The organism is Nonomuraea sp. NPDC049486, assembly GCF_040676925.1.
In the GTDB taxonomy this organism is placed as follows: Bacteria; Actinomycetota; Actinomycetes; order Streptosporangiales; family Streptosporangiaceae; genus Nonomuraea; species Nonomuraea ferruginea.
The window spans coordinates 177,355-201,738 of record NZ_JBFAPV010000011.1 but is presented as its reverse complement, the minus strand read 5'-3'; the positions used below and the strand labels follow the sequence as shown (position 1 = coordinate 201,738).

Annotated in this window: 23 protein-coding genes; 16 read left to right on the top strand and 7 right to left on the bottom strand. The window is 69.3% G+C overall.

What is annotated here, in order from left to right:
- Positions 1-15: 15 nt before the first annotated feature.
- On the bottom strand, positions 16-528 hold the full coding sequence (locus tag AB0K05_RS30020) for a hemerythrin domain-containing protein (RefSeq protein ID WP_364233556.1): 513 nt from the start codon (positions 526-528) through the stop codon (positions 16-18).
- A 129-nt stretch (positions 529-657) separates the two neighbouring features.
- Here AB0K05_RS30020 and AB0K05_RS30015 point away from each other — a divergent pair, with 129 nt between their 5' ends.
- Complete coding sequence (locus AB0K05_RS30015) at positions 658-1,974, top strand: hypothetical protein (RefSeq protein ID WP_364233553.1); 1,317 nt, start codon at positions 658-660, stop codon at positions 1,972-1,974.
- 4 nt (positions 1,975-1,978) lie between these two features.
- Here the strand turns inward: AB0K05_RS30015 and AB0K05_RS30010 are convergent, their stop codons facing one another.
- Both AB0K05_RS30010 and AB0K05_RS30005 read right to left on the bottom strand, forming a co-directional pair.
- Entirely contained in the window at positions 1,979-2,425 is a 447-nt protein-coding gene (locus AB0K05_RS30010; protein ID WP_271276171.1) for a hypothetical protein, read from the bottom strand.
- Between the two features lie 10 nt (positions 2,426-2,435).
- A complete protein-coding gene (locus tag AB0K05_RS30005) occupies positions 2,436-3,518 on the bottom strand; it encodes a DUF6745 domain-containing protein (RefSeq protein ID WP_364233551.1) in 1,083 nt (360 codons plus the stop codon).
- Positions 3,519-3,683: 165 nt separating this feature from the next.
- Between AB0K05_RS30005 and AB0K05_RS30000 the strand changes: the two genes are divergently transcribed.
- The 8 genes from AB0K05_RS30000 (at position 3,684) to AB0K05_RS29965 (ending at position 11,538) form a co-directional block, all read left to right on the top strand.
- A complete protein-coding gene (locus AB0K05_RS30000) occupies positions 3,684-4,226 on the top strand; it encodes a hypothetical protein (protein WP_364233549.1) in 543 nt (180 codons plus the stop codon).
- Positions 4,227-4,325: 99 nt separating this feature from the next.
- The gene (locus tag AB0K05_RS29995) at positions 4,326-5,024 is read left to right on the top strand and encodes a ThuA domain-containing protein (protein ID WP_364233546.1); all 699 of its coding nucleotides are present in this window, start codon (positions 4,326-4,328) and stop codon (positions 5,022-5,024) included.
- A gap of 219 nt (positions 5,025-5,243) precedes the next feature.
- The gene (locus tag AB0K05_RS29990) at positions 5,244-6,212 is read left to right on the top strand and encodes an ABC transporter permease (RefSeq protein ID WP_271276167.1); all 969 of its coding nucleotides are present in this window, start codon (positions 5,244-5,246) and stop codon (positions 6,210-6,212) included.
- 2 nt (positions 6,213-6,214) lie between these two features.
- Complete coding sequence (locus tag AB0K05_RS29985) at positions 6,215-7,072, top strand: ABC transporter permease (protein WP_148035046.1); 858 nt, start codon at positions 6,215-6,217, stop codon at positions 7,070-7,072.
- A gap of 35 nt (positions 7,073-7,107) precedes the next feature.
- Positions 7,108-8,664, top strand: a complete 1,557-nt coding sequence (locus tag AB0K05_RS29980) for an ABC transporter substrate-binding protein (protein ID WP_364233543.1) — start codon at positions 7,108-7,110, stop codon at positions 8,662-8,664.
- On the top strand, positions 8,664-9,611 hold the full coding sequence (locus AB0K05_RS29975; protein ID WP_364233541.1) for an ABC transporter ATP-binding protein: 948 nt from the start codon (positions 8,664-8,666) through the stop codon (positions 9,609-9,611). Before AB0K05_RS29980 ends, AB0K05_RS29975 begins: the two co-directional genes overlap by 1 nt.
- On the top strand, positions 9,608-10,525 hold the full coding sequence (locus tag AB0K05_RS29970; protein WP_271276163.1) for an oligopeptide/dipeptide ABC transporter ATP-binding protein: 918 nt from the start codon (positions 9,608-9,610) through the stop codon (positions 10,523-10,525). The genes AB0K05_RS29975 and AB0K05_RS29970 overlap by 4 nt, the downstream gene beginning before the upstream one ends.
- Entirely contained in the window at positions 10,522-11,538 is a 1,017-nt protein-coding gene (locus AB0K05_RS29965; RefSeq protein ID WP_364233537.1) for a nitrilase-related carbon-nitrogen hydrolase, read from the top strand. Before AB0K05_RS29970 ends, AB0K05_RS29965 begins: the two co-directional genes overlap by 4 nt.
- On the opposite strand, the gene AB0K05_RS29960 is transcribed toward AB0K05_RS29965, so the two are convergent.
- Positions 11,535-11,972 (bottom strand): anthrone oxygenase family protein, encoded by a 438-nt coding sequence (locus AB0K05_RS29960; protein WP_271276161.1) that lies wholly within the window; start codon positions 11,970-11,972, stop codon positions 11,535-11,537. The two genes, AB0K05_RS29965 and AB0K05_RS29960, sit on opposite strands and share 4 nt — an antisense overlap.
- A 124-nt stretch (positions 11,973-12,096) precedes the next feature.
- Here AB0K05_RS29960 and AB0K05_RS29955 point away from each other — a divergent pair, with 124 nt between their 5' ends.
- Positions 12,097-12,606, top strand: a complete 510-nt coding sequence (locus AB0K05_RS29955; protein WP_345482971.1) for a hypothetical protein — start codon at positions 12,097-12,099, stop codon at positions 12,604-12,606.
- Positions 12,607-12,669: 63 nt separating this feature from the next.
- The gene (locus AB0K05_RS29950) at positions 12,670-12,849 is read left to right on the top strand and encodes a hypothetical protein (RefSeq protein ID WP_148035039.1); all 180 of its coding nucleotides are present in this window, start codon (positions 12,670-12,672) and stop codon (positions 12,847-12,849) included.
- A gap of 144 nt (positions 12,850-12,993) precedes the next feature.
- Here AB0K05_RS29950 and AB0K05_RS29945 read toward each other — a convergent pair whose 3' ends face one another.
- Positions 12,994-13,686, bottom strand: coding sequence for an NAD(P)H-binding protein (locus AB0K05_RS29945; RefSeq protein WP_271276159.1), 693 nt, complete (start codon positions 13,684-13,686; stop codon positions 12,994-12,996).
- Between the two features lie 91 nt (positions 13,687-13,777).
- Here AB0K05_RS29945 and AB0K05_RS29940 point away from each other — a divergent pair, with 91 nt between their 5' ends.
- Positions 13,778-14,416, top strand: a complete 639-nt coding sequence (locus AB0K05_RS29940; RefSeq protein WP_364233534.1) for a helix-turn-helix domain-containing protein — start codon at positions 13,778-13,780, stop codon at positions 14,414-14,416.
- A gap of 1 nt (position 14,417) precedes the next feature.
- Here the strand turns inward: AB0K05_RS29940 and AB0K05_RS29935 are convergent, their stop codons facing one another.
- Both AB0K05_RS29935 and AB0K05_RS29930 read right to left on the bottom strand, forming a co-directional pair.
- Complete coding sequence (locus AB0K05_RS29935) at positions 14,418-15,122, bottom strand: NAD(P)-binding domain-containing protein (RefSeq protein ID WP_148035036.1); 705 nt, start codon at positions 15,120-15,122, stop codon at positions 14,418-14,420.
- Between the two features lie 66 nt (positions 15,123-15,188).
- Positions 15,189-15,530 carry a MerR family transcriptional regulator gene (locus tag AB0K05_RS29930; protein WP_148035035.1) on the bottom strand — a complete coding sequence of 114 codons (342 nt, stop codon included), beginning with the start codon at positions 15,528-15,530 and terminating at the stop codon, positions 15,189-15,191.
- Positions 15,531-15,616: 86 nt separating this feature from the next.
- Between AB0K05_RS29930 and AB0K05_RS29925 the strand changes: the two genes are divergently transcribed.
- From AB0K05_RS29925 to AB0K05_RS29910, 4 genes are all read left to right on the top strand, one after another.
- On the top strand, positions 15,617-16,414 hold the full coding sequence (locus AB0K05_RS29925) for an aminotransferase class IV family protein (protein ID WP_364233531.1): 798 nt from the start codon (positions 15,617-15,619) through the stop codon (positions 16,412-16,414).
- Positions 16,415-17,017: 603 nt separating this feature from the next.
- Positions 17,018-17,695, top strand: coding sequence for a response regulator transcription factor (locus AB0K05_RS29920; protein WP_364233529.1), 678 nt, complete (start codon positions 17,018-17,020; stop codon positions 17,693-17,695).
- A gap of 379 nt (positions 17,696-18,074) precedes the next feature.
- Positions 18,075-23,729 (top strand): fibronectin type III domain-containing protein, encoded by a 5,655-nt coding sequence (locus tag AB0K05_RS29915; RefSeq protein ID WP_364233526.1) that lies wholly within the window; start codon positions 18,075-18,077, stop codon positions 23,727-23,729.
- On the top strand, positions 23,707-24,291 hold the full coding sequence (locus tag AB0K05_RS29910; RefSeq protein ID WP_364233524.1) for a hypothetical protein: 585 nt from the start codon (positions 23,707-23,709) through the stop codon (positions 24,289-24,291). The genes AB0K05_RS29915 and AB0K05_RS29910 overlap by 23 nt, the downstream gene beginning before the upstream one ends.
- Positions 24,292-24,384: the final 93 nt, after the last annotated feature.

Sequence of the window (24,384 nt, the reverse complement as noted above, 5' to 3'; positions counted from 1 at the left end):
TCGTGCGAGCCGGGGTCACAGCGTGGTGAGCACCTCCTGCATCCTGGTCTTGCCCGTGCCGAACCGGCCGGCCTCCCGGCGAGGCTCGCCCTCGGCCGGGCGGCCTCTGAGCGCGTCCAGCTCACGCTGCCGGGTGTCCTGGAACGCCGCGCCCAGCTCGGCCAGCTCTTCGCCGCTCATGCCGCGGGCCAGCATCGGGAGGATCGTCGTCTCCTCGTCGCAGAAGTGCGCCATCACCGACACGACGAGCTGGTGCAGCGCCTCGGTGAGCTCGGGCGTCCCGGCGTCGGCCCGCCGCAGCGTGTCCAGGTGGACCTCGGCCTCCTTGTGCTGGGCGAAGCCGTGATGGGCGTCCAGGAGCGGGTAGACCACGTCCTCCTCGGCGCGGGTGTGCGCGGTCAGCAGGGCGTGCAGCGCGCTGACGGCGGGCCCGGGGTCCTTCTGGTTCAGCAGCAGACGCTTGAACAGGACTTCGATCCGGCGATGGTCGGCCTGGACGAGGGCGATGACGTCGTTCCGCACGGTCATGGGATCGTGGCTACCCGGGCGGCGGGCCCCCAACCGTGCCGCCCGTGGGGACCCTTCCCACGCCCGGTGTGCCGGAGTATGAACGAATCACCCGCACCCCCCGATCAGCCTGCCCGGAGGTGACGGCTGATGCGCCGTCCGAGCCTGGTTCTCTGCGCCCTCACCCTGGCCGCCGCGTTACTCGTGCCCGGCACGGGCGCCGCGGCGGACGCGCGCACCGTCGTGCCCGGCGACCAGCCGCTGCCCGGCTACACCGTCGACAACCCGCCGCTTCCGCCCGCGCTCGTGGACGGCAGGCCGGCCAGGGTGCTGCAGGGCGTGCACGAGCACGCGGCGTACGTGATCGAGGTGCCGCCGCGCTGGAACGGCGGTCTGGCGATGTGGGCCCACGGCTTCCGCGGCGCCACGCGGGTGCTCTCCGTGGACCCGCCGGGCTACGGGCTCCGGCAGCGGCTCCTGGACCAGGGGTACGCGTGGGCCGCGTCCTCGTACTACGCCAACGACTACGACGTGCGGGCCGGCGTGGTCAGCACCCGCGCGCTGGCCGGTCACTTCGCGCGGGTGGTCGGCAAGCCGAAGCGCACGTTCATCGCCGGGGTGTCGATGGGCGGGCACATCACGGCCCGCTCCATCGAGCAGTACCCGGGCTTCTACGACGCCGCGATGCCGATGTGCGGGGTGCTCGGCGATCACGAGCTGTTCGACTTCTTCCTCGACTTCCACCTCGTCGCCCAGGACCTGGCGGACGTGCCCGCGTACCCGTTCCCGGCCGACTACGCCACCTCGGCCGTACCGAAGATGCTGGAGCGGCTGGATCCGGGCGGCGCGGTCGGCGCGCAGTTCCGCGACATCGTGATCAACCAGGGCGGCGGCGAGCGGCCGGGCGCGGACGCCGCGTTCGCGTACTGGAAGGACTTCCTGTTCGGGCTGGCCGGGCCGGACGAGGGCGGCTCGCTGGCGCAGGAGCCCGGCCGGGTGGGCACGAACCTCGGCACCCGCTACGCGCCCTCCTCGCCGGTGAACGTCAACGCGACCGTCCGGCGGGTGGCCCCCGAGGACCCGGTGGCCCGGTTCACCCGCGGGCTGACGGCCGTGGCGAGCGTGTCGGGCCGGATCGACGTGCCCGTGCTGTCGCTGCACGACCTGGGCGACAACTTCGTGCCGTTCTCGATGGAGCAGCACTACTTCAAGGACGTGGCCCGGCACGGCCGGACGAAGCACCTGGTGCAGCGGGCGATCAGGGCCGTGGGCCACTGCGAGTTCAGCGACGCCGAGGCCGGCGCCGCCTGGGACGACCTCGTCCGGTGGCAGCGCGGCGGCCCCCGGCCGGCGGGCGACGACGTGGTCACCCGCTCGGTGGTGGCCGACCCGCGCTACGGGTGCCGGTTCACCGACCCGTCGGCCTACTCGACCGGCACCCGTCCGCTGTTCCCCGCCTGCCCCTGACGGATCAGTCGGCGACCAGGCGGGCCCGCGGGCCTTCCTGCTCGCGCTGCCGGCGGATCACGTACGTGCCCGGAGCGCAGCCCGTCGCCCCGTGCTCCGGGTGCAGCAGGTAGGCCGGTGCGGTGGTCTCGAACACACCGATGGCCAGCCGTTCGGAGTCGTGGAGCCGCCGCGTCCACCGGCACGTGTACGGTTCGGCGACGAGGGTGTGCGTGTTGCCGCCGGCCTCGCCGCGCAGCAGGTCGACGCCTTCCACCGGCACGTCGATCCACTCCCACGCCACGGCGGCCGGCGGGATCCGGACGGACGCGGCGATCATGGCCAGCGGGATGACGATCAGGTCGCCCTGGGCCTGGGGCCCGTCGACGACGGGGATGCGCACCGACCGCTCCAGATGGTCGAGCGCGGTCAGTCCGGTCTGCTCTTCGAGGGTGGCGAGAGTCACTTTCATGGCATACACCTCAGGTTCGGCGGAGAAGGCTCGCGTACTGGCCGGCGGACAGCCCGTAGGTCCAGCCGGCGGCGGCGATCGGGTCGTCGAAGTACCACGGCACGGTCAGCCCGTAGCGGCGGCGGCGCCCGTCGCGCTCGACGGACCCGTTGACGGCGAGCAGCACCCTGGCGCCCGCGCGCACGTCGTAAAGCCGCAGCTCGAAGCCGGGATTGCCGGGGTCGGGGGCGGCGGCGACCAGCCGGAGCCCGGCCTGCTCGATGTAGGCGGCCCAGCCGAGGCGCTCGATCGCGCACCGCCTGACCTCGACGTTGCGCTCCCGCCCGATGCGCTCGGCGGACGGATCGGTGGTCACCCAGGACGGCACCCGGGTGCCGTGCCAGGCGTGCACGTCCCAGCCGTCGGCGTACCGCACGGCCGGGCTGCCGTCGTGGTGCAGGCGCACCTCGCCGTGCTCGCCGCACACCTCGGTGCGCAGCTCGGCCGGGCGTTCAGAGAGCACGCACACGTCCCGGCGCGGCCACCACCAGCCGCACGAGCGGGCCACCACGGCCCACAGGTGGGCCTGCCGTTTCTGCGCCCGGCTGAACACCTCGACGCCGCCCAGCCGGCGCAGCGCGTCGTGCCGCGCCTGCCACGCGACGGCCGTGACGTCCTCGTACCAGCTCGTGCGCCGGAGCGGGCGGTCGTGCGCGGCCTCCAGCACCGGGACGAGCCGGCGCGCCGTCCAGGAGAGCGGGTCGTGCACCTCGCGGCGGACCACCTGGTCGAGCTCCAGGTGGGTGCCCCTGACGGCGGCGTCGACCCGCCCGCGCAGCTCGCCGGCCATGCGGGTCAGGGTCTTCACCACCGGCCAGTCCTGCACCCGCTCCGGGGGTTCGTCGGGGCGCTGCCGGACGCCGGGCGGCACGGTGGCGAGGGCGGTCACGGGCGAGGCGGCCCAGTGGAAACGCGGCGGGGCGAACCCGGCCAGGAGGTAGAGCTCCGAGATGGCGGCTTCGGCCGCCTGACGGTGACAGGGCCGCGTCGACAGCGCCAGGCCCAGCCATTCTTCGCGGATGGTCGCAGCTTCCCGCTGCGCGCGTGCGCTCACCGGCTCAGGGTGGCGCCGTCCTTCCTCACGATCATGTCTGCGATGGTGACATGTCGGAACCTCATCTGTCTACCGCCGACAGGGCCTGCCAGAAGGCGGCGGTCAAGCGTCCGGCAAGCGACAGGTCGTATCACTGAGACAGCCGACCCCCCAAGGAGCGCCGCGATGAACCGTCGTCTGTCCCTCACGCTCGTCGCGGCGCTCGCCGCCGCCGGAACGCTGACCACCGTGCCCGCGCACGCCGCCACCGGCACCGGATGCAAGATCCAGCCGTACGGGCTCATCGGCGCCCGCTGGCAGCAGCTCGGCGGCGCGAACGGCAAGCTCGGCTGCCCCACCACGGGCGAGCGCGACATCCACCAGAACGGGGTCGGCTGGGCCGGCCGCCGTCAGACGTTCGAACGGGGCCAGATGGCCTGGTCGCCCAAGCTGGGCGGGAACTTCGTGGTGGCGGCCTGGTCGGCCGGCGGGAACGCGTACGTCGACTGGCACCGGACGGCCAAGGAGTTCGACACCTTCCTCGTCCGCTACACCAGCGCCGCCGACCCGCACGGGGTGCAGAAGGACACCGCGGGCGGCTTCCGCGGCCGCTACATCGTCAGGGCGCGGACGAACGGCGGCTACCGGTGGAACATCAAGGGCTGCGACACCAACCTCATCGGCCCGTCCAGCTGCCAGAAGCACTGGTCCGTCTCGGTGACCGGCTGATCAGGAACGATCGCCGCCCGCGCGGGGACGGGCCGTCGGACGCTGATCCCGGGAATGCGACGATCGGATACGTCGACCCTCCGAGCGATTGGCGCGAGCATGGCGAACCGTAAGGCACTGGTGGTGCGCGGCGGCTGGGAAGGGCATGCCCCCGTAGCCGCCACCGACCTCTTCGTCCCCTTCCTCGAAGCGCACGGCTTCGAGGTGCACCTGGCCGGCTCCCCGGAGCCGTACGCGGACGCCGCGTTCATGGCCGGGGTCGACCTGGTCGTGCAGTGCTACACCATGGGGACGATCGAGCCCGGCGAGCTCGCCGGCCTGCGCGCCGCCATCGAGTCGGGCACCGGGATGGCGGGCTGGCACGGCGGCATCGCCGACTCCTTCCGCAACTCCTCCGACTACCTCCACCTGATCGGCGGGCAGTTCGCCTGCCACCCCGGCAAGGACCCGGCCGAGCCGCACGAGAGCGCCGAGGCGCACAACTTCGTGCCGTACACCGTGAACCTGCTCCCCGAGGCCGCCGCCCACCCCATCACCGAGGGCCTGACGGACTTCGACCTGGTGACCGAGCAGTACTGGGTGCTGACCGACGACTACATCGACGTGCTGGCCACGACCACGCAGCAGGTCCGCCCGTGGGACCCCTGGCACCGTGAGGTCACCTCGCCGGCCATCTGGACCCGCAGCTGGGGCGCCGGCCGCGTCTTCGTCACCACCCCTGGACACAGCCTCGACGTGCTGCGGAACGACACCGTGCGCACGATCATCGAACGCGGCATGCTCTGGGCGGCCCGGTAGCCGGAAGAACCCTCGAACAGTCCCGTACCGCTCACCGTGACGGCGTTCCATGACCGCCGCGTCCAGGTGAGCTGAGGTCGAGGGCTGGATTTTCTGCGGAACAATGTTTCAAGTTGGAGCGAAAAACCCTTCCATCTCGGCTTGTGGCGTGGCTAGTATTCCGCTCACCGTAATGACAGTCCGCCACGCGAAACAGCGTCGAGCACAAAGGGGCCCGCGATGCTCCGGTACGTCGGGCGCAGGGTCGCCGGTCTCGCACTGGTCCTGCTGATCGTCCTGACGCTCGTCTTCTTCATGCTCAGGGCGGCTCCCGGCGGTCCCGCCGAGGCCTACCTGGGCATGAACCCCACCCCGGAAAAGGTCGCCGAGGTCGAGCGCAGGCTCGGCCTCGACCAGCCGATCTGGGTCCAGTACGGCACCTTCGTCGGCAACCTGCTGGCCGGGGACTTCGGCCGCTCACTGTTCAGCGACCGCCCGGTCATCGAGATCATCGCCGAGCGGCTCCCCGTCACCCTGGAGCTCAGCCTGATCGCGTTCGTGTTCTGGGTCGCCGCCGGCCTCCTGGCCGGAGCCGTGGCGGCCAGGAAGCGCGACTCGTTCCTGGACGGCTGCGTGCGGGTGATCAGCGTGATCGCGCTGTCGATCCCGAGCTTCTGGCTCGGCCTGGTGCTCGTCGTGGTGTTCGGCCTCTACGTCCAGGGCGTGCTGCCCTCCAGCGGATGGGTGCGCTTCGGCGACGATCCGATCGAGAACCTGCGCGGCGTGATCCTGCCCGCGTTCGCCCTCGGCCTCGGCTCGGGCGCCATCATCGCCCGTACGCTGCGCGCCTCGATGATCGACACCGCGCAGGCCGACTACGTGTCGTTCGCCCGCGCGATGGGCATGCCCGAGCGGCGCATCCTGCGCCGGATCACCGCGCGTAACGCGATCATCCCGACGGCCACCGTGATCGGGCTCATGCTCGGCGTCTTCATCAGCGGCACCGTGCTGGTGGAGAACGTGTTCAACCTGCCGGGGATCGGCCAGACCATCGTCGCCGCCTTCAAGCAGCACGACTACCCGCTGGCCATCGCCTGCACCCTGATCACCGCCACCGTCTTCCTGGTCACGAACCTGATCGTGGACCTCCTCTACTTCGTGCTCAACCCCCGGATCCGCGCCGGGTTCCTGAACGGGACGGCCCGCTGACCATGAACCGAGTGCTTCCCCGGATGTCCGCGCTGACCTGGGCCGGCCTGGCCCTGCTCGGGCTGTTCCTGCTGCTGGCCGTGGCCGGGCCGCTGCTGGCCGGCTCGCCGGACGCGCGCACCGGCCTGACCCTGGCCGCCCCCGGCGCCGACCACCTGTTCGGCACCGACCACCTGCAGCGCGACCTGTTCGCCCGCACCGCCGAAGGCGCCCGCGTCTCGCTGCTCGTGGCGGCGGCCGGCGTCGCCTTCGGCCTGGTCGTCGCCGTGCCCGCCGGGCTGGTGGCCGGGTACTTCGGCGGACGCTGGCCCGACGACCTGATCATGCGCGTGCTCGAGGCGCTGCAGGCGCTGCCGCTCTTCGTCTTCGCGCTGTTCGTCATCGGCATCACCGGCACCGGCGACTCGCACTGGGGCCCGCTGACGGTGACCGCGACCACCAAGGTCGTGCTGCTGCTCGGCGTCGGCTTCATCCCGTACTTCGCCCGCGTGACCCGCTCGGCCACCCTCGTCGAGGTCCAGGAGGACTACGTCGACGCGCTCCGGGCGATCGGCGTGCCGCGCTGGCGCATCATCGGCGGCGAGGTGCTGGTCAACGTGCTGCCGCCGGTGCTCGTGCAGGCGTTCCTGTGGCTCGGCGTGGCGATCTTCGCCGAGAGCGCGCTCAGCTTCCTCGGCCTCGGCATCCAGCCGCCGCGGCCCAGCCTCGGCAACATCCTCGGCGACGCGACCAGCTACATGCTGCTCGGCGCGTGGTGGTACTCCATCATCCCCGGCCTGGTCATCCTCGTCGCCACCGTCGGATTCAACCTCGCGGGCGACGGCCTCGGCGACGCGCTAGACGCGCAGGGCCGGCGCTGAGCCTCACCACCTCCACCTCTGAAGGAAACATCGTGATGAATGAAGCGATCATCGGCCGCCGCCGCTTCCTGGCGATGGCCGGCCTGCTCACTGCGGGCTCGCTGGCCGTGACGGCATGCGGCACGTCGGGGACCCCGGCCCCGGCCGCCTCCCGGGGCCCGAAGCCGACCAAGCTGGCGTTCGGCGTCACCTCCATCTCCGACTACCTGAACCCGCTCTACACCACCTCCAGCCGGGTCCACTGGATCACCGACCCCGTGGTGGAGTCGCTCTACACCCACGACGCGTCGCTGAAGTCCGTGCCGCTGCTCGCCGATGGCGAGCCGGAGATCTCCGACGACGGCCTCACCTGGACCATCAAGCTCAAGGAGGGCGTGACCTTCGCCAACGGCGACCCGCTGACCGCGGCGGACGTCGTGGCCGCGCTGAAGTTCGTCTCCGACCCCAAGTCCACCAGCGACTGGACGGTCTTCTTCGCCGGCTACGTCAAGGACGCCGAGGCGGACGGCGACCACACCGTGAAGATCACCCTGACCGCCCGCTACGGCGTGCTCCGCGCCCACCTCACCAACCTGCCGATCATCCACAAGGACTTCGTCGCCAAGACCGACACCACCATGGGCACCGGCCCCTTCACGATCGAGAAGGTGACCCAGGGCCAGTCGGTCGAGCTGAGCCGCAACGACTCCTACCACGGCGACAAGCCCGCCCTCGCGAGCGTCGTCTTCCAGGCGGTGCCCGACCCCGCCACCCGCCTGGTCAACCTGCGCGAAGGCAAGATCCACATCATGACCGACGTCACGCCGGAGAGCGTGGCCCTGCTCAAGCAGGACGCGCAGGTCAAGGTGCACGAGGTCGACGCGCCCAGCGACATCATCACCTACTTCACGGCCAACAAAGCACCCTTCGACGACGTCAAGGTGCGGCAGGCGCTCGCGTACGCGATGGACCGCAAGGGCGTGCGCGACGTCGCGTACGCGGGCACCGCCACCATCGCGCAGGGCCCCATCGGCCCCGCCGTCGAGGGCCACGACCCGTCCCTGCAGATCTACGGCGAGGCCCCCGACCACGAGAAGGCCAAGGCGCTGCTGGCCGAGGCCGGCGCGAGTGACCTGAAGTTCACCCTGACGATCACCAGCGACGCCATGATGAAGAACATCGGCCAGGTGCTCGTCGAAGGCTGGAAGCAGGCCGGCATCACCTGCACGCTGGAGACCCTCGACGTCGGCCCCTGGGTGCAGAAGTGGGCGTCGGGCAAGTTCGACCTGGTGATGAACAGCTTCGAGACCGGCTTCGGCGCCGGGCGCACCGCCTTCTCCCTCCTGAACGTGACCAACTCGGCGTATCCGCTGAACTTCGGTTACAAGAACGAGGAAGTGGACAAGCTGCTCGGCCAGGCCTGGGCCGCCGACGACGAGACGGAGCGGGCCGAGCTGTGCAAGCAGATCAACGGCCTGCTGGCGGCGGACGCGATCATCATCCCGCCCGTCTACCCGAAGATGCTCGTGGCGCAGCGCACCGACGTCTCACCGCTCGACGAGCCGGGCATGAGCGTCAGCCGCATCAGCGTCCCCGCCGTGCAGTTCACCTGATGAGCGCGCTGCTGTCGGTCAGGGACCTGGGGGTCGCCTTCCGTACCCGGGAGGGCGACGTGCCCGCCGTGCGCGAGGTCTCCTTCGACCTCGCCCGCGGCGAGATCCTCGGGCTGGTCGGCGAGTCGGGGTCGGGCAAGAGCACACTGCTCACCGCGCTGACGCGGATGCTGCCGCGCAACGCGCGCCTCGACGCCGGGCGCCTCGCCTTCGACGGCGCCGACCTCGTCAGGCTGCGCGAGGACGGCATGCGCAAGCTGCGGGGCGACCGCATCGGGCTGATCCCGCAACGGCCCATGACCTCGCTCTCGCCGGTCACGCCCGTCGGCCGGCAGCTGCGCTGGCACCTCGACGGGCTCGCCGACGGGCGGCTCAAGGAGCTGCTCGCCGGCGTCGGGCTCGGCGCGGTGCTCGACCGGCTCGACGGCTACCCGCACGAGTTCTCCGGCGGACAGCTGCAACGCCTGCTCATCGCCGTGGCGGCCATCGGCAAGCGGCCCGACCTGCTGCTCGCCGACGAGCCCACCACCACGCTGGACGCCACCGTGCAGGCCCAGGTGCTGCGGCTGCTGCTGGACCTGCGCGACGAGATCGGCTGCTCGATGATCTTCGTGAGCCACGATCTCGGCGTGATCTCGCAGGTCAGCGACCGCATCGGGGTGATGTACGCGGGCCGCCTGGTCGAGCTGGCCCCCGCCGCCGAACTGTTCGCGACGCCGCGCCACCCGTACACGCGGGCCCTGCTGGACGCGATGCCGAGCCGGCACCGCAGGGGCGAGCCGCTGCGCACCATCCCCGGCACCGTCACCGGCGCCAACCGGCTCGCCGGATGCCCGTTCGCGCCGCGCTGCGCGTCCGTCGCCGAGCGCTGTCACGAGGAGAACCCGGAGGTCCGTACGGTGGGAGAGTCGCTGGTGCGCTGCCACGTGGCAGAGGAGTCCGCATGATCGCGGTCCGCGCCGAAGGTCTCGTCAAGCACTACCGCACCGGCGGAGGCAGGACTCTGCGCGCCGTCGACGGCGTCACCTTCGAGGTGCCGCAGGGCAGGACGCTCGCCGTCATCGGCGAGTCCGGCTGCGGCAAGTCGACCATCGCCCGCATGCTCGTCCGGCTCGCCGAACCCACCGAAGGCCGCATCCAGGTGCAGGGCAGCGAGAAGGCCGACCGCCGCGCCATCCAGCTCGTGTCGCAGAACCCCTGGTCGGCGCTGAACCGGCGCAAGAGCATCGGGCACGCGCTGCGCCAGCCGCTCGCCGTGCACGGCCTGCACCCCGGCCGCGCGGCCCGCGACGCCCGCGTCCGCGAGCTGCTCGACCTGGTCGGCCTCACCGAGGAGTACCTCGGCCGCAGGCCCGGCGGCGTCAGCGGCGGCGAGCTGCAGCGCGTCACCGTCGCCCGCGCGCTCGCCGTCGAGCCGAAGGTCCTCGTGCTCGACGAGCCCACCGCCAGCCTCGACGTCAGCGTCAAGGCGCTGCTCGTGAACCTGCTCCAGGACCTGCGGCAACGCCTCGGGCTCAGCTACGTGCTCATCACCCACGAGATCGACATCGCCCGGCACCTGGCCGACGACGTCGCCGTCATGTATCTCGGCCGCTTCGTCGAGACCGGCACCGCCGACCAGGTCTTCGACGACCCCCGCCACCCCTACACCCGGGCGCTGCTCGCCGCCGTGCCCGACCCCGGCCGCCCACCGGCGGCGCCGCTCACCGGTGAGGTGCCCTCCGCGCTGGCCCCGCCGCCCGGCTGCCGCTTCCACACCCGCTGCCCGCTGGCCACCACCGCCTGCGAGGCCACCGATCCCGCGCTCGAACCCGCGCCCGACGGCCGCCTGATCGCCTGCATCCACGAGGAGACCGCATGACCCAGCACACCGACGGCCTCTATCCCACCGCCGACCTGGCCAAGGACGTCTGGACCCTCGGCGTCGTCCAGTCGACCGTGAACCCGACGCCCGACCCGTCCGGCATGCGGGCCAACCTCGACCACATGCTCCACCTGATCGACAACTGCTTCCACACCCCCTTCGGCTACCGGCCCGACCTGCTGTTCTTCCACGAGTTCCCGATCAGCGGCTGGGACAACTGGACCAAGGCCGAAGCCGAGCGGCGCTGCATCGAGCTGCCCGGCCCCGAGTCGGAGGCCATCTCCGCCAAGGCCCGTCAGCACAACTGTTACATCGCCTTCGGCGCGTACGTCCGCGACCCCGACTGGCCCGGCCACGTGCTCAGCATCACCACGCTCATCGGCCCGGACGGCGAGATCGTCGCCAAGCACTGGAAGGCCCGTAACGTCAAGGGCGTCTTCGGCGGCGTCGAACTGTTCACCACCACCGTCTACGACGTGCTGGACGAGTACATCGAGAAGTACGGCATCGACGAGGTCGTGCCCGTCGCCCGCACCCCGCTGGGCAACATCTCCATGTCGTCCACCCAGCTGGAGCCCGAGCTCTTCCGCGCCGCCGCCGTCAAGGGCGCCGAGGTCTTCCTCCGCACCGCCAGCGGCAGCTTCAACGAGATCGACGTGCGCGCCTCCGCCCTGCACAACCGCGTCTACACCGCGATCGTCAACAACTCGCTCCTGCCGCGCGACACCCCGTACTTCGAGGACACGGGCGCGGGCGGCTCGGCCGTCTACGGCCCGGACGGCAACGTCATCGCGGCGGCGGACAGCAAGTTCGAGAAGCTCGTCGTCGCCCAGATCCCCATCGCCGCCCACCGCGCCCGCCACCGCCAGCCGGACATCCACTGGGACATGTACAAGCACATCTTCGACGCGTACCGGAGCCGCTTCGCCCCCAACCTCTTCACCCCGTACCAGCCGGAGAGCCTGGAGGACGCCGGCCGCTACCTCGACGGCAAGTCCCGCTGGCGCTAGAGCCAGGCCAGGCCGACGCCCACCAGGGCGAGGCCGGCCAGGGACGCCGCGGCCCGGACCGTGTTCCAGGCGGTCCACCGCGGCGAGTACTCCCTCCACGGCATCGTGCCCGCGTCGACGGCGTTGTTCATCGGCACGTTGATCGCCACGGTGACCACGAAGGAGCCGACGAAGTTCACCCCGGCGGCGGCGAAGAACCAGACCGCGGCCGGCCCGTCGGCGAACAGCCCGGCGACCAGCGCCGCGACCGGCGCCCCGAGGAACGCGACGTAGAGCCAGGGGTTGAGGATCTTCTTGTTGACGCTCCGCATCACCGTCTCGGCCTGAGCGGGCTCGACGGCGTTGAGCGCCGGCATGACGGACATGGAGAAGGCGTAGAAGAGGCCCGCGAGGGCGCCGTGCAGCACGAGGGCGATGAGCGGCAGAACCAGCATGCCCTCATCGTGTGCGTACGGGCCGGGACCGTCCATGCACCGCCCTCTCAACCGCATACGCGAGCGTCTCTCTTGTGGTGGGATATGGCGAATGGAGCGAGCGGGCCAATTAATCGGCGACACGTTGATCTTCATCTTCCTGTTCGCCGTCGTCACCGGAGCCTTCCTGGCATACCACTTCACACCCGGTGACCACACGATCGTCTACGACGGCTCGTACGCGCCGTTGCAGGGCGTCCCCATGAGCGAGGCCTACAGCTCGTCCCTGCGGATCAGCTTCGACGTGCCCGGCGGGCTGCTCCTGCGGCAGGTGCACCTCCAGTCCTGGCCTGTCCTCGCCTTCGGCACCTTCGTCTGGCTCCTGGTCGCCCGGCACCGGTACGCGCTCGCGGCGTTCGGCCTGGCCATGGCCGCCACCCTGTCCGGCTACGCGACCGTCGACGACCTGCTCAGCAGGACCTTGCTGGGCGAGGTGTCCACCATCTGGTGGTACGGGGTGCACCTGGTGGTGGCGCTGGCCCTGATCGTCGTGCTGGTGATCTCCTCCCGCCGCGAAGCCGCCCGTCAGCCGAGAACCGTCCCCTTCATCGCCCTGGCCTTCGCCATCGCCCTGCTGGCGGTCTACTGGCTCTGACTTGCATCCCGTTCCCAGCCGGTTCCAAGAGCGTCACAAGAGCGGCCCGATGTAATCCTCACCATGACCGACAACAACAAGAACGGCGCCTTCGGGCGCGCGGTTCGCCGGATCGCCGCCGTGGCGGTGATCTCCGCGGCCGCACTGTCCCTCGCCGCCGGATCGGCCCAGGCCAGGCCGCCGGACATCTGGTACCCCTGCACCATCGACGGCAAGCCGATGTGGTGCATGGACGTCACCTGACGACGTCACATCCCAGCGGCCGGCGCAGTCACCGTCAGAAAACTTCGTTCCATGGGGGGAGCGTCACGGTGACGCCCCAGGCGCCGGGCTGACGAACGGGCACGACCCTTGCCAAGGGGGGTCGTGCCCGTTCTGTTTCCGGGGTCATCCGATGTGCAGCGCTTCCTTCACGAGCATGCGGTAAAGGTTCGGGGTGCCTTCGGTGGTGATGACCTCGACGACGGCGCGTGGGTTGCGGTCTTCGACGGCTTCCCGGATGAGCGCGTCCGCCAGGTCACGGCGGGAGGTGAACCGGCCGACCAACTGCGGGAGGCCGACGGTGTAATCGGTGACGCCGGTGCGGTCGAACAAGCCCGCGGGACGGATGACGGTCCAGTCGAGGTCGCTGCGCGCCACGATCTCCTCCGCGCGCCCCGCGTCCTCGTACAGCGGACGTCCCAGCCTGAGCAGCCACGGCATGATCACCTTTCGGTAGAAGAGCGTCTCGCCGGGCGGGGGTTTCATCGGCACGCCGGTCGAGGTGACCATGACCAGCCGCCGGAGCCCGTGGGCGGTCATGGCCGCGACGATGGCCGCAACGGCCTCGGAGGCCGTCGTGGTGTCCGCCGAGCCGTACGGGACTCCGAGTGTCGAGATCACCGCGTCGTGCCCGGCCACGACCCGGTCCACCGCGGCGCCGTCCCGCGCGTCCGCCTTCACCACCGCCAGCCCGGGATCGTCCAGGGGGAACTCCTCCGGATGCCGGGTCACCGCGGTGACGGCATGGCCTTCGGCGAGCGCCTGGGCGGTGGCGATCCGGCCGGTCTGGCCGTTGGCCCCGAAGATCACAAGTCTCACGTACGCACCTCCGCTAGCTTGGCCGTCGTGGCACCTGCGATTCGACGCCACTTATATTGATTATAGGCACCGTAAAGCCAAATGGGGGATCATGAGCGAGGAGCAGGAGCGGCGTCGCTACGAGTCGTTGCGCCGCACCACCCAGGCGCTGGAAACCCGGGCGGAGATCGCCCGGGCCGCCCGTACGCTCTTCCTCACCCGGGGGTGGGCCCAGACCACGGTGCGCGACGTGGCACGCGAGGCGGGCGTCTCCGTGCCGACCGTCTACGCGACGTACGGCAACAAGACCGGCCTGGCACGGGCACTGGCCGACGCCGCCGACCTGAGCGGCGACGTGCCGCACCTGCTGGCCGAGCTCGAAGACCCCGCCGCGGACCCGGCACGGCAGCTCGGCGCGATGGCCGGCTTCGACCGCCGGCTGTACGAGCGCTCGGGCGACATCATCATGCTCGTACGGGAAGCGGCACGCACGGAGCCGGACCTGGCCACCCTCTACAGCGACGGCCGCCGCCGCGCCGACGAGACCCGCGTCCACGTGTTCTCGTCGTGGCCGGACGGGGTCCTGCGGGCCGGCCTGGACGTGGCGACGGCCGTCGACGTCTACGCCGCCATCTGCAACATCGACGTCTACGCCGTGCTCACCGGCGAGCGCGGCTGGTCACCCGACCGCGTCGAGAACTGGTGGGGCGACGTCCTGGCCCGCGAACTGCTGGCGAAGAGCGGGCCGTGAGTCACTCCATGTCGCGGTAACGGAGCGCCGCGGCCAGCGCGGTGCGCAGCTCGTCGGCCCCGGCGGGGGAGCCCGGGTCGTCCGCGGAGATCCCGGCGCCCTGCGGCGCGTGCGCGTACGGCACCACGTACGCGGCGGTGTCCCGCTGGAACCGCCACCCCTCCGCCAGCGGCCCCGCGTCGACCACGTCGAACCCGAGCGTGTCCAGCAGTTCGGTCGCGGCGGCCTTGGCCCCGGCGTCGTCCCCCGCGATCGGCAGCGCCGTCCGGTCGGGGGCGCCCGCCGGGCGGGGGAGCGAGGCCAGATGCTTGAAGTAGATGTTGTTGAAGGCCTTGACCACCTTGGCCCCGGGCAACTGCCGCTGGAGCAGCTCGCTGGTCGTGGTCTCCTCCGCGTCGAGCTCCGGGATCCGCCCGTCGCGCTGCGGATAATAGTTGCCGGTGTCCAGCACGACCTTCCCGGCCAGCGGCTCCGCCGGCACCTGGCCGATGCCGCGCAGCGGGATCGTCACCACCACCCAGTCGCCGGCGGCCGCGGCCTCGGCCGGCGTGGCGGCGCGGGCGCGCGGGCCGAGCTCCTCGACGAGCGAGGCCAGGGTCTCCGGGCCGCGCGAGTTGCTCAGGACGACGTCGAGACCGGCATCGACGGCGAGACGGGCGAGCGTGCCACCGATGTTGCCACTGCCGATCAATCCAAGAGTTGCCATGCCCGCGACAACCCCGCCCGCGCGGGGCCTATTCCCTACCATGCAGGAGGGTTACTGGTCGTTTACCTATCGCATGAGGAGGCCGGCGAGCGTGCTCCGGTTGCGCTGGAGGTCGTCGATGCGCTCGTCCATGGCCGCCAGCTCCCCGTTGAGTATGTCCCACAGCTCCGCGCACCAGTCGAACTCCGGCCGCTCGCCCCGCGCGCACGGCAGCACCGTACGGATCACCTCGGTGGACAGACCCGCCTTCAACAGCGCGCGCACCTGCCGCACGGTGACGACGGCATCCTCGCCGTAACGGCGGTAGCCGTTGGCGGCGCGGCTGACGTCGAGCAGTCCCTGCTCCTCGTAGTAGCGCAGCATCCTCGGGCGTACCCCGGTCAGCCGGGACAGCTCCCCGATCAGCATGAGTTGACCTTTCCATCGGTGTGAAGCCATAACGTCGCCTCGTCGAACGGGCATTCCGGCCCGCGTCATCACCCCTGGAGCAAGCCATGTCCTCTTTCGTCGTCCACCGCGACGGCCACCCGGCGACCGCCGCGGAGCTGGCGCCGCTCGCCTTCGCGGGCTACGCCCACTTCACCGCCATGCAGGTCAGGGGAGGTCGCGTACGAGGTCTCGACCTCCACCTGGAGAGGCTGCGATCCGCCTCCATGGAGCTGTTCGGCCGGGCACTCCCCGACGATCAGGTTCGGGCCCGGCTGCGGTCGGCCCTCCTGGCAGGCCCGGCCGACCTCTCCCTGACGGCCACCGTGTACTCCCCGGCGGGCGAGTTCACCGCGACCGACCTGGAGCCTTCGCTCTTGGTGCGCACCGGCCCGCCCGCGTCCGGCCCCCGAGGGCCGCTCTCGCTGGCGGCGGTCGAGCACGAACGGGTCCTCCCCGCCGTGAAACACGTCGGCGAGGTGGCCAAGACGTACTTCCTGCGCCAGGCCGTCGCCCGCGGCTTCGACGACGCCGCCTTCCTCGACCGCCGCGGCCGGCTCAGCGAAGGGTCCATCTGGAACCTGGCCTTCTGGGACGGGACCGCGGTGGTGTGGCCGGAGGCCGAGATGCTGGGCGGCACCACGATGGCCATCGTCCGTCGGCAGTTGGACCGGCTCGGCGTCCCCCAACGGGTTCAGGAGATCAGGCTCACCGACCTACCGGCGTTGGCCGGGGCCGTGGTCATGAACTCGTGGACGCCGGGGGTGCCTGTACAGCGGATCGCCTCGACCTCCCTGCCTGAGGCGCCGTCTTTCGTACGAATGCTGCACGAGGCGTACGGAACCGAACCGCCCAGCGCCCCTTGAACGGTCCGCCGCTCCTGCATGAGCCGCGTTGGTCTCCCGGTCCGTCGAACAGGTCGTCGAGGGTGTGGGCGGTGACCGCGCGGGTGGCCCAGGTCTCGAGCTGGTCGAGGTCGGTGCAGGCGCGGTAGCCGGTCAGCCCGAAGTCGCTCGATTCGGCGTAGTGGGCGGCAATGCCTTGGTCGGGGCAGACGACCAGGCGGGTGCGGCGCCACCAACGCCGGAGCCCAGTGTCGAATTCAAGATCTGGCCGAGCGACTGCCGAACCAAGTACGGTTGCGCACCGTAGGACAAATCTGTCAAGTGCCGCTCGGTTCGGCCGGGCTGCCTACCGGATCGTGCAGGAAGCCCTGACCAACACGCTGAAGCCTTCCGGGAAGGAAGCCGATGCCACAGGTTTTAGTTCATCACGCCGACGATGGGCTGCACGTTCGCATCGTCCACGACGGAGGCTACCGAGAGTCCCTGAGCCGAGGGTTGGACGGAGCCGGGTTCGGTCTGATCGGCATGTGTGAGCGAACCGCGATGTTCGGTCGTACAGCTGACACGAGAGCGCTGCCCGCAGGAGGGTTCCTGGTCGAGGCGACTCTGCGATGGATGTGACCCGTGGCCGATGCGATCCGCGTCCTGCTGGCTGACGATCAGGAACTGGTCCGGACCGGAGTGCGACTGGTCCTGCGCCGTGAGCGTGGCATCGAAGTCGTCGGTGAGGCAGGGGACGGCCAGGAGGTTCTTGAGCTCTTGGAGAGCCTGGTGGTGGACGTGGTGGTGATGGACATTCGTATGCCGGACTTGGATGGGATTGAGACGACTCGCCGTATATATGCCCGTGGCGGACCGCAAGTCCTTATCCTGACCACTTTCGACCTGGACGAGTATGTCTTCGATGCGATCAGAGCGGGAGCGAGCGGCTTCCTGCTGAAGAGCACCGGGCCACGGTCTTTGGTCGAGGCCATCCGGGTAGTGCACGCGGGCGGGGCGATTATCGCGCCGTCTGCCACCAAACGGCTTATCTCGCATTTCCAGTCATGCGCGGGGGATGTGAGTCTGGATCCAACACTTGACCAGCGGGCCAACATACTCAGTAGGCGCGAACGCGAGGTGCTGGCAGAGATCGCCAACGGTATGTCCAATGCCGAGATCGCGGCGCGTATGTGCCTGTCCGAGGGGACTGTCCGGACTCATGTGAGCCACATACTAGCTAAACTCGACCTTCGCGATCGCGTACAAATCGTCGTCTTCGCCTACAAGAGTGGTCTCATCGGCCTAAGCCGGAACGCGTAGCTACCGCTTCGAGATACGCGGATCCACAAGATTCAGTGATCGGCGCTGTGGCAGATGCGCTCGATGTGGCATTTCTCCCATGCTTTCGCTGTCTGTTGTGCGGGCGGTGCCCGTGGTGGCGAAGGGTGAAAAGGTGCGTGCCGACCGTAGTGTTTCAGGGCCTTCTTTCGTGTACTTATGGACTTCGATCCAGAGAATGCTGCGGCGAGGATCAGCGATAACACGAGGGATTCTGTCGTTGACAGTCGTGCTATCAGTGTTGGTCGCGATGCCGGCGTCCGCCCGGGCACAGCACGTGCAGGCGAAACCCGTATCCACCGCTCACGCCAGGCCCCAGGTCTCACCGAGGCCGGGGCAATTTCATGTGGCGCGGGTACGCGTGCTGCGGAACGCCCCGGTCGAGGCCGGCGGCACCGTGACCATCAAGGTCACGGGGCTGGACGATGTTCCGGCGAGCGGTGTCTCGACCGTGGCGCTGAACGTGGCCGCCAAGGGCGCCAGCTCCCCCGGAGGGCTCATCGCTTTCCCTTCCTCCCTGGCGACAGTGCCTGCGGTCACCGGCGCACGTTACCGGGCAGGAGTATGGGACGACCACCTACTGATGGTGAAGGTGGGCGCCGACGGTCAGATCAAGGTGAAAAACACCGGATCAGCCACGGTGAACGTTTACGCCGATATCCATGGCTATTTCACCAGCACGCCCACCACCCCCGAGGGGGCGTCCTACGTACCGCTGAACACGTCCCGGATAGTCAGCAACCAGACCGTGCCGGCCAATTCCAGCGCCTCGTACACGGCCGTGGGGGTGGGCGGCATCCCGTCGGACGGCGTGGCCTTCGTGGCGCTGACCCTGATCGTCAGAAGCACCGGCTCCGGCAAGGTGATCGTCCATCCCTCCGGCAGCGCACTGCCGACCGGGTCCAACATCGATTACCGCCCTCCGACCTTCCTGTCCAACCTGGTGATCGTCGCTCCCGGGCCGGACGGGAAGATCACAGTCAACAACAACGGCTCTGCGGCTCTGACCGTGTATGCGGATGTTGCCGGCTATTTCGCGCTACCTGCCGCAGCGGCAACACCCTCCAGCCAAATCCCGGTCGATCCTGCCAGGATCGCCAACAACATCTCCGTTCCCGCAGGAGGCGTCTACATGGTCGCGCCGCTCGGAAAGGGCGGCGTGCCCAGCGATGGCGTGAGCGGTGTCGGGGTGAACCTGACCGCGAGAAGCACGGCCGGGGGTCTCCTGCGCGTCTATCCCTCGGGACAGTCGAGCATCCCGAGCGGTGGCTCCATCGCCTTCCAGGCCAATGACTACTGGGCCAATTTCGTGCCGGTGAAGCTGGGCGCGGACGGCAGATTCGCCGTCAAGAACACCGGCAGCGCCGCCGTCACCCTGGCGGTGGACACCTTCTCCTACTTCACCCCAGCCGGCAGACCGGCCGCACCGACAGAGGTCACGGCGACGGGTGGCGATGCCTCGGCGACGGTCTCCTGGCAGGCACCCGCCGACGATGGCGGCTCACCGATCAACGGATACGTCGTGACGGCCTCACCCGGTGGTGCGAAGACCAGCGTCGGGCCTTCCCAACGCCGTGCCGTCGTGACGGGCCTGACCAACGGTACCGACTACACCTTCACCGTCGTCGCGGTCAATGCCGCAGGATCCTCACCTGCTTCCGTGCCCTCAGCCTCTATCAAGGTCGGACAGATCCCTGGAACACCGACGAACGTGATCGCCACCGCGGCCAGCAGAAGTGTGAGCATCAGTTGGAACCCCCCTGCCGACACCGGCACTTCGCCGATCACCACATACACGGTGGCAGAGGCCAGCACCGGCAGAACCGAAACGGTGAGCACGACAACGGTCCTGTTCACCGGGCTGACCAACGGGCAGCGCTACAGCTTCAAGGTAAAAGCTACCAACGACGCCGGAGACTCCGCCTGGTCGGCCGTGTCCAACGTCGTCAGCCCACAGCCGCTGCCGGTCCCGGATCAGCCGCTGATCATCGACGCCGATCCGGGCGACGAGCAGGTGACCCTGTCCTGGGCACCGCCACCGTCCGGTGGTGAAGCGATCACGACCTACCGGATCGCCATCCAGCCGAGCGACCGGACGGTGGAGGTCGCCGGCGACGTCACTTCCGCCGTGGTTAAGAATCTGGACAACGGCGCCGAATACGCGTTCACCCTCGTGGCCGTCAACGGCAACGGCGCCAGCCAGGCGTCCCTTCCGGCGCGAGCCACTCCACAGCCCGGGCAGGCGCCGCTGCCGCCCATCATCCTGCAGGCCGTGCCAGATGACGGTCGGATCATCGTGCGGTGGCTGCCCGCGGGCGACGGCGGAACATCGGTGACCGGATACACGCTGTCGGCTCACCCCGACGGTCCGAGGGTGGATCTGCCGGCAGACGCGACCGATGGGACGCTGACGGGCCTGACCAACGGCAACGCCTACGATGTACGGCTGACCGCAGCCAACTCGACCGGCACGAGCGAGCCGAGTCTCGCCGGCAGCCTCACTCCCGCCGCTCGTCAAGCTCCCGGGCCGCCTGCTGACCTGGAGGCCACTTCGATCGCCGATGGGCAGGTTGAAGTGAGCTGGACCCCGCCCGCGTTCGTGGGCAGCGCCCCTATCAGTTCCTACCGCGTCCTCGCCGCTCCCAGTGGCATCGGTGTCACCCAGGGGGAGTGCAGCAGCCAGCAGGGACGCTGCAGCGCTATCGTCACCGGCCTTGATCCCGCTATCGAGCACACCTTCACCGTCACCGCCTCCAGCGCCGACGGCACGAGCCCGCCCAGCGCGACCACTGCGCCGATCCGCGCCACCGTACGGATGAAGGCTGATACCTGGCAGATGACTCCGGCAGCCGCCCAGACCCTCACAGAGGCCCGCGACGACGGAACCTTGATCTTCGACAATGCACCCGCCGAACTGGACGAGTTGACCCCCGGCAGGCACGTGATCATCCCTGCGACTCAGGCGGCACCCGACGGGTTGATTCGCAAGATCGTCACTGCGAGTTCGTCCGGCAACCGGCTGTCGTTCAGCACCGTGCCCGCCACGCTGACCGACCTCCTGACCGAGGGTGACTTGGCAGGCGAGGTCACGCTCGGCAGCCAGGACCTGGCCGCCCCGGCCACGCGGGCCGCCGACGGCGAGATCGCGGGGCCGCCGCTGCGTTTTCCCCTCCACCGGAGCATCGGAGCCGACGGCCGCCTCGACGCCGACCTGGTTCTGAGGCCGAAACTGGTCTACGCCCTGAAGATCCACGCTGGGACGATCTCGGGCCGAGTCGCCCTGCACAACCAACTGACCGGACCCATCCGCGTACGGGCCACCCACCAGACCGACTGGACCCGGCAGTTCAGCCTCGGCAAGCACACATTCAACAGAATGGTTAAAGTGGGCAGGCTCCGCATCCCCATCGTGGTCACCCACGTTCTCACCGCGACTGCGCACGCTGACGCCTCCGGCGCGCTGACACTGGCCGGCAACACCCACATCACATCCGGAGTGGAGGCGACCATCTCAGGCCGCAACGGCGGCGTCAGCCCTGTCTTCGCCGACCGCACCGTCGCCGACCCGCCAGTTCTGGACGGTTCCGGATCGGCCAGGCTGGATCTGACCGGATCGGAGTTCGTCTCGCTGGCCGGCACCATCGGCATCGGTGTCGAGGCCAACCCTTATCTGGCTGCCCGGGCCGATGTCACCGCCAACCCTTGGTGGTGGATCCGCGCCGGAGCCGTCATCCGGGGCTGCTTCTCCTGGTTCGACACCTGCACCCCGGCTCAAGCGTCGAAAGACCTGTTCGTCACCCTCGACACCGCGGACGGTCCGTTCCGCGGCGTCTCCATAGCTCCGGCCCACGCCATCACTGGGCGTAACCAGCCGGTGGATTTCGACGCGGTGTCCCACAACGCCGCCGACGGGCCGGTGCGCTGGGAAGTCGTCAAAGGACCCGGCTCCATCGATGCCAACGGCATCTACGTTTCGCCCACCGGCGGCTATGCCGTAGTCCGGGCCACCCGTACCGACGGCGGCGTGGATGACCCGACTGCGGAGGCCACTGTCCAGGTCGACCCTCACGTCCCGGGCACCCCGGTGGACGTCAAGGCAGCGGGAGCTCCGCTATCTGCCAACGTCAGCTGGCAGCCGCCTCCTGACAGCCTCGTCGGCATCACCGGCTTCGCGGTGACGGCCACCCCGCTCGACCAGGGACTTACACCGGTGACGGCACTCGCCAGTCCTTCCGGACGTGGCTTGACGGTGCACGGTCTGAGTGCCGAAGTGCGCTACGCCATTCAGGTCTACGCCACCAGTGAGAACGCCGTCAGCCCGCCCTCGGACTCGATCATCGTCACCCCGTCCAAGGGCCTGGGACTCGAGGGCGACACGCGCAACCTCGCCGTCGACGCGAACGGCAATCCCGACACAAAAAGGGCTGGCGCCCACTACTCTCCGAAGATCTCCGGTGATGGCCGGTATGCCTTCTTCGCCGTACGAGCGGGCAGCAACCTGATGCCGCCGGAGGCGTATCAACCCGACAGCGACGTGCTCTACCTGCTGCGCAAAGACATCGACACTGGCGAGATCGTACTCGTTTCACGCCGTTCGGACGGCCGTACCCCGGCTCCGATCGATCCGCAGCGGGGAGTCGCGGTGACATGGGACGGCTCACGCGCGGCGTACATCACCCTGCCCGACGGTGAACCGGGTCCCTCCTGGCCGCCCGTCTGGGACGCCGATGTCGACCTGATCGTGTTCGACGTGGACGACGGTGGCGTGTGGGTCGTCCAGGACGGCACCGCTGGTGTGACACCTGTAGAGGTCGGCAACATCAGCGGGGACGGCGACATCGCCCTGTTCAAGATCTCGCGGCCCGACCCGGACGTGACCGGTGCCGAAGAACTGATTCGCGCCGAACGCGACGGGCCCCGGCGCACCATCGCTCAGCGAATCTACGAGGAAAACGTCGAGTCCACCTTTGTGTGGAGCGGAGGAGACATGTCCGCGGACGGCGAAACCGTGGTGTACGTCACCTATACCTGGTCGAACGGACAAGAGGACATGTGGAACCTCAACCTCTTCCACCACAGCAGCCGGAAATACGAGACGTCGCTCCAAGTCATCGACGGCGCCGAGCCGTACGAGAATTTCCACTGGCCGAGCATCTCCGCTGACGGCTCCACGCTCACTTTCTCGGCGATGCAAGGGCACAACGGTCCCTTCACTGCCTTCACCAAGAAGGTGACCGCCCACGGAACATGGGGGACTCCCGTCGCTCAGGGAAGCGCCCACTATGCACCGGCGATGAACGCGAACGGCAGATTCATCGGCTTCGGTTCCTACGGCGCCCTAGGCGGTGTCTCCGACACCCTCACCGGCAGTGTCACCGAACCCGTGGCCGGCGGCAGTCTGTCCCTCAGCTACGACGCCACGTCGGGTGTCCGCACTTCCGACTGCCTGGGTCAGTGCACCGCAGGCGTCTGGTATCAGCGCTATGACGTGCCCGGCCTCCGCGGCAACCTGCAATCGTGCAACACCCCGGACTACGGGTACATCGGACAGCATGGACGTCGTACGGGGATGCGGGCCAAGCTCTGCTTCCCCATGCCGAAAGGCTCGCCGGCGAGCTCCGGCATCAAGCCGCCAGGCTGGCCCAAGCAGAACGAGAGGATCCCTGGCAGCGAGGAGTGGCGGTACGCGCGCGGCCACCTGCTCGCCAATCAACTCGGTGGATCGGGCACCGAGCCCCGCAACCTCGTCACCATGTTCCAGCTCGCCAACCGAGAGTTAATGGATCCGGAGGAGGACAAGGTCCACGACACGGTCACGGACGGTGAGAATCTCTACTACTACGTAACCCCTGTCTACACGGACTCCCCGCCTGAGGGTAGCGAGCAGGACCTGTCCAAGCGGATGCCCGACAAGATCCATTTAGTGGCCAGCGGCGAGAACGGATTCTTCCTCGACGCCTGCATCCCGAACGTCGAAGGGGGAGCGGTCACCTATGACGACCCTTGCACGGCTTGAACAGATCATCGGGCCGCCTCAGGGACAGCCGACCCCCATCGACTGGGAGGCGCTGTATCACCGCTACGGCCTGCGCTTTCCTCCGGACTATCGAGCACTCACCGCCCGTTACCCCGACCTGGTCATCGCCGAATTCCTGTCCGTCTTCCACCCGGCCTCCAGCGGGACCGCGTGGAACGACCGGATGCTCGACATCCCCCGCTCCTGGACTCCGCGATGGCTTGACTCTTACACGCCGGAGGAGGGCGCCGTACCCGTGGACTGGAACGGGCCCTTTCTCGTCTACCCCGAGCCGGGTGGGGTCTTCCCCTGGGGCATCACGGTGAACGGCGATTTCTGCTTGTGGCTGACTGGACCTGACCCCGCGCTGTGGACTGTCTTGATAGCGGAACGCCATCAGGTGTGGCACTACAGAGGAACCCTCACTGGTTTCCTCTGTCAGGTTCTGACCCGGGAAATCTCCTGCCCGATCTTCCCCTCAGACTTTCCGCTCGGCGAGGACTGGCGTACCGAACAGGACTTCGGCACCCAGGGGGATCGCCGAGAGTGGCCTGGTGGATAGCTTGCCAAAGAGTAATCCCAGGGCAGTTGGCTCGATCTCCTGAACCTGGAGACAGCGAAGACCACCGGCGAGGTGAAGACAAGCCGCCCGGCC

Bases quoted from the DNA above. Each gene is read 5' to 3' on its own strand.
- AB0K05_RS30020 (WP_364233556.1), bottom strand. From the start codon at position 528: ATGACCGTGCGGAACGACGTCATCGCCCTCGTCCAGGCCGACCATCGC.
- AB0K05_RS30015 (WP_364233553.1), top strand. From the start codon at position 658: ATGCGCCGTCCGAGCCTGGTTCTCTGCGCCCTCACCCTGGCCGCCGCG.
- AB0K05_RS30010 (WP_271276171.1), bottom strand. From the start codon at position 2,425: ATGAAAGTGACTCTCGCCACCCTCGAAGAGCAGACCGGACTGACCGCG.
- AB0K05_RS30000 (WP_364233549.1), top strand. From the start codon at position 3,684: ATGAACCGTCGTCTGTCCCTCACGCTCGTCGCGGCGCTCGCCGCCGCC.
- AB0K05_RS29995 (WP_364233546.1), top strand. From the start codon at position 4,326: ATGGCGAACCGTAAGGCACTGGTGGTGCGCGGCGGCTGGGAAGGGCAT.
- AB0K05_RS29990 (WP_271276167.1), top strand. From the start codon at position 5,244: ATGCTCCGGTACGTCGGGCGCAGGGTCGCCGGTCTCGCACTGGTCCTG.
- AB0K05_RS29985 (WP_148035046.1), top strand. From the start codon at position 6,215: ATGAACCGAGTGCTTCCCCGGATGTCCGCGCTGACCTGGGCCGGCCTG.
- AB0K05_RS29980 (WP_364233543.1), top strand. From the start codon at position 7,108: ATGAATGAAGCGATCATCGGCCGCCGCCGCTTCCTGGCGATGGCCGGC.
- AB0K05_RS29975 (WP_364233541.1), top strand. From the start codon at position 8,664: ATGAGCGCGCTGCTGTCGGTCAGGGACCTGGGGGTCGCCTTCCGTACC.
- AB0K05_RS29970 (WP_271276163.1), top strand. From the start codon at position 9,608: ATGATCGCGGTCCGCGCCGAAGGTCTCGTCAAGCACTACCGCACCGGC.
- AB0K05_RS29965 (WP_364233537.1), top strand. From the start codon at position 10,522: ATGACCCAGCACACCGACGGCCTCTATCCCACCGCCGACCTGGCCAAG.
- AB0K05_RS29960 (WP_271276161.1), bottom strand. From the start codon at position 11,972: ATGCTGGTTCTGCCGCTCATCGCCCTCGTGCTGCACGGCGCCCTCGCG.
- AB0K05_RS29950 (WP_148035039.1), top strand. From the start codon at position 12,670: ATGACCGACAACAACAAGAACGGCGCCTTCGGGCGCGCGGTTCGCCGG.
- AB0K05_RS29940 (WP_364233534.1), top strand. From the start codon at position 13,778: ATGAGCGAGGAGCAGGAGCGGCGTCGCTACGAGTCGTTGCGCCGCACC.
- AB0K05_RS29935 (WP_148035036.1), bottom strand. From the start codon at position 15,122: ATGGCAACTCTTGGATTGATCGGCAGTGGCAACATCGGTGGCACGCTC.
- AB0K05_RS29930 (WP_148035035.1), bottom strand. From the start codon at position 15,530: ATGCTGATCGGGGAGCTGTCCCGGCTGACCGGGGTACGCCCGAGGATG.
- AB0K05_RS29925 (WP_364233531.1), top strand. From the start codon at position 15,617: ATGTCCTCTTTCGTCGTCCACCGCGACGGCCACCCGGCGACCGCCGCG.
- AB0K05_RS29910 (WP_364233524.1), top strand. From the start codon at position 23,707: ATGACGACCCTTGCACGGCTTGAACAGATCATCGGGCCGCCTCAGGGA.